General features: G+C 68.3%; 2 protein-coding genes. Both read left to right on the top strand.

Annotated features, from left to right (window positions below):
• Positions 1-2,326, top strand: a 2,326-nt coding sequence (locus HOP12_11050; protein NOT34691.1) for a GAF domain-containing protein, incomplete at its 5' end; no start/stop codon positions are given.
• The coding region (locus tag HOP12_11045) for a GAF domain-containing protein (protein NOT34690.1) at positions 2,323-4,413 on the top strand (2,091 nt) is incomplete at its 3' end. The genes HOP12_11050 and HOP12_11045, both read left to right, overlap by 4 nt.

The raw sequence follows: 4,413 nt of genomic DNA, 5'->3' as shown, positions 1-4,413 counted from the left end.
AACGATGGGCGACCTCGCGACGCGTGGAGGGCTCGGTCCGTTCTCGACTCACGAGGCGGATGGGCTCGGCGTGTTGAGCCACGCGGTGCTGGCGCTGCGCAGCACCGCCGATCTCGGCACCGCGTGCACGCTGGTCGGCGAGGGGCTGGTGCGGGCGCTGGGTGCGGCGGAGTGCTGCGTGCTGCGCATCGACATGCGCAGCGGTTCGCTTCGCATCCTCGCGGACGGTGGCGTCGAGACGCCGTACCACGCCGAGCCGACGGGTCCGATCGAGTGGCTGCTGCGTCACGAATCTCCGCACTTCGACGACGGCACCGACGATCCGAACGCCGCGCGCGAAGCACTGCTGTGGAACGCGACGCCGAGTGCCATCTCCGCGGTCCCGCTGTTTGCAAGCGGGCGACTCGCGGGCGGGCTGCTGGTGGCGTTTCCGACTCCGAAGCTGTTCACGCCGGAAGACCGGCGCCTGCTGCAGACCGTCGCCGACGCACTGGCGCTGGCGCTCGAGCGCACCGAGCTGCACGACGCGCTCGAGGACGAGCGCAGTCGCCGCGTCGAGCTGGAACGTCAGCACACGCTCGACGACGAGGTGTCCTCGAATCTGATGTCGGTGGTCGCGCACGAAATCCGCACGCCGCTCACCGCGATCAAGGCCTACACCGAGACGTTGCTCGAATCGCTGCACGATCCCAAGACGCCGCGCGAGCGTTTCCTGAGCATCATCAATGAAGAGTGCGATCGACTGTCCCGACTGGTGACCGACGTGCTCGATCTGTCACGGCTCGAGGCGGGCCAGCGTCCGCTGCGGCTCACCGCGTTTCCGCTGCGTGACCTGCTGGACGACGTGATCGCCGGCCTGGCGCCGCTCGCTCGCGCCCGGCAGGTCGGTGTCCAGATCGAATTCAAGCGCGAGCTTCAGGTCGAGAGCGATCGCGACCTGCTGCAGCGGCTGTTCGTGAACCTGCTCTCGAACGCGCTCAAGTTCTCGCCGGCCGGCGCGGTGGTGCGTGTGATCGCAGAGGCCGAGGGCGACCGGTGGCTCGCGTGGGTGATCGACGAGGGGCCCGGCATTCCGGCCGACGATCTGCCACGGGTGTTCGAGCGTTTCTACCGTGTGCGGCGCCCCAGCGACATGCAGATCGAGGGCACCGGACTGGGGCTCGCGATCGCGCGCGGCATCGTGGATCTGCACGGCGGCCGCCTGTGGGCGGAAACCCCGCCGGAGGGCGGAACGCGTTTCTGTCTGAGCCTGCCGTTGCGTCAGATGGCGACACCCGCGGCGCGCCGCATCGCGCGCTCGGTCGCGTCGCGCGCCGATCTGCGCCAGCTGCTCGACGCCACGGTCGAAATGGTGGCGGCGGTGATGGATGCCGGGATCGTCTCGCTGATGCTGGTCGACGCCGACCGCGGCGATCTCTACATCGCGGCCTCCCGCGGGCTCGAGGGGCAGAAGATCACCACGCGTCGCACCACCGTGCGCTCGGGAGTCGCGGGCACCGTGGCGGCGTGGGCCAAGCCGGTGCTGGTCGGAAACATCGAAACCGACCGCCGCTTCGCGCGCCTCAATCATCCGCAGTACAGCACCAAGTCGTTCCTGAGCGTCCCGCTGGTGGTCGAGGGCGAGGTGCTCGGCGTCATCAACGTGAACAACAAGCGCTCGACCTCGAGCTTCGACGAGCACGACCTCGGGGTGCTGGTCGCGTTGATCGAGCGAGTCGGTAGCGCGATCGAGCGCGCGAACGCGTACCCGGACCACAGCCACAACGTGCTGGAGGCGATCGAAGCACTGCGCGGCGTCACGCGCTACCACCTGGAAAGCGATTCGCTGCTGCGCGGTCACGTGCGGCACACCCGGCTGGTGGCGCGAACCCTCGAGCTGTCGGATCGCGAAGTCGACCTGCTCGGCTACGTCGCGGCGATCCACGACGTCGGCATGGCGCCGATCGCGCGCGAAATCGATCGCGTTCCGGGTCCGCTGAGTGACGCGGAACGCGATCGGCTCATCAAGCATCCGGAGGCCTCGGTCGATCTGATGCGACCGCTCGAATACATGGCGAGCGTGCGCGAGATCATTCTCGCCCACCACGAGCGCTGGGACGGAGGCGGCTATCCACTCGGCCTCGCGGCCGAGGCGATCCCGATCGGGGCGCGCATCCTGGCGGTGGTCGATGCGTGGGAGAGCATGATCTCCAACCGGCTCTATCGACCCGCGCGCACCGAGCCGGAGGCGCTCGAAGAGTTGCGAGCCGAGTCCGGCCGGCAGTTCGACCCGTCGGTGGTCGAGGCGCTGGTGAAGGTGATCGCGCGCGATCGGGCGGCCGCATGAGCAACGCCTCCAGGGACAAGGACAATCGCAAGAGCATCTCGGTGCTCGAGATCAAGCTCCGCTCCGAAATCGACACGCTGCGGCGGCAGGTCACCAAGCTCAAGAAGGCGCTCGCCATTCACGATGCCGCGGCTGCGGCGGCACTCGGAGACGTGGCCTCCCCGGTCGGCGCAGAGACTGCCGCACACTCGCAGGTCGAGGCGGCGGACACCCTGCCGGTCGCGCCGACCGCCGAGCTCGGCGAAGGCGTCGCGCTCGCAAGGTCGCCCGCCGACGCGGCGCTGCGCCTCGGCGGAGTGCGCGTGCGTGAACTGCTGCGCGCCGTCAGCCACATCAGCGGCCATCTCGACCTTGGCGCGGTGCTGCAGGGCGTCGCCGAGGGCATTCGCGATGCGCTCGGCTATCGAATCGTGATGATCCGGTTGTGTGACGCCGCGACGCAACGACTCGAGGCGCGCGCCTTCGTCGGGCTGCGTGCTTCGGAACGGGCTCGACTCGAAGCCGATCCGATCGCGGTCGACGAGTTTCGCTCGTGGCTCAAGGAAGATTTCCGCATCGGACGCGCGTTCCTGATCGGACATCAGCACCCGTTCGCGCGGGTGCTGCCGGAGGGCGTGGTGTCGGATCTCGGCGATCGAGTGGCGGGCGAGTGGCACCCCGAGGACGTCCTGCTGGTGCCGCTGCAGAATGTCGACGGCGAACTGCTCGGCTACGTCTCGGTCGACGATCCGGTCGACCGCCAGGTACCCTCGCAGGAGACCGTCGAGCTGCTCGAAGTGTTCGCCGGCCACGCGGTGGTGGCGATCCAGAACGCGCGACTCTACAGCCAGCTCGGAGAACACACCCGGCAGCTCGAACAGGCGAACGACCGCCTTCAAGAGCTGCACGTGCTCAAGAGTCACTTCGTCTCGACCATTTCGCACGAGCTGCGCACGCCGCTGACGGCGATCCGCGCCTACGTCGACACCCTGCTGACGCTGCCGGCCGATCGCCAGGAACCCGAGCAGACCCGGCGCTTCCTTCAGGTGATCAATGAAGAGAGCCATCGTCTGTCGCGCCTGATCGAGTCGGTGCTCGACTTGTCGCGCTTCGACGCCGGAGCGGTCCAGCCCCGCCGGGAGAGTCACAATCTGGCGGAATTGGTGAGGGAAACCTCGGAATTGCTGCGTCCGATCGCGGATGCGGCCCGCGTCGTCCTCAAGGTGGTCGAAGTCGAAGCCGATACCCACGTGGACGCCGATCGGGACCAGATGCGGCAGTTGCTGCTTCACCTGGGGGGCAACGCGATCAAGTTCACGCCTGCGGGCGGGAGCGTGGTGCTGCGCCTGACCGGTGGCGAACGAGGAGTCTCGTTGTTCGTGGAAGACACGGGCATCGGGATTCCGGAACCGGAACTCGACAAGATCTTCGACCGCTTCTACCAGATCGATTCCTCGCTGGTTCGGCAGTACGGGGGGACCGGGCTGGGGCTCGCGATCAGCCGTTCGATCGTCGAGTCGCACGGTGGCGAAATCGTGGCGACCAGCACGCCTGGCAAGGGATCCACCTTCCAGGTGCGACTGCCGCGACACGCGGGACCTCGCGTGTTGCTGCGCTCGCATCCCGAAGGCGCGAAACCGAGCGACGACGTGCTGCGGATCGCGGTGGAGATGGTGAGCGAAGCGATGGACGCACGCGTGGTGTCGGTCATGGGACTGGAACCCGACGGTGACCTGGTGATCCGGGCCGCCGCCGGGCTCGATCTGTGGGTGGTGCAGGAGACTCGCGTGCGCCCCGGCGACGGCGTGGCCGGCTGGGTGGCGCAGAACCGCCGCCCGCTCGCGGTCGGCGACGTCACGACCCACGACTCGCTGCCGTCCGCGAACGGCCTGCCGCGCTATCGCAGCCGCACCTTCCTTTCGGTTCCGCTCGAGGGCGAGCACGGCATGCTCGGAGTGCTCAACGTCACCGATCCGCTCCAGGAGCGCGCGTTCGGCACCGAGGACTGCGGCCTGCTGCTCGAACTGGCGGCGCGCGTCTCACGTGCCTGGCAGAAGGCCGATCGCGTGGATCGCGGTCACGAAGGTCATGCCGACGTCGTGCACCGC

It is taken from the genome of Candidatus Eisenbacteria bacterium (genome assembly GCA_013140805.1).
Lineage (GTDB): Bacteria > Eisenbacteria > RBG-16-71-46 > RBG-16-71-46 > RBG-16-71-46 > JABFRW01.
This window is presented reverse-complemented; position numbering and strand designations above follow the sequence as displayed.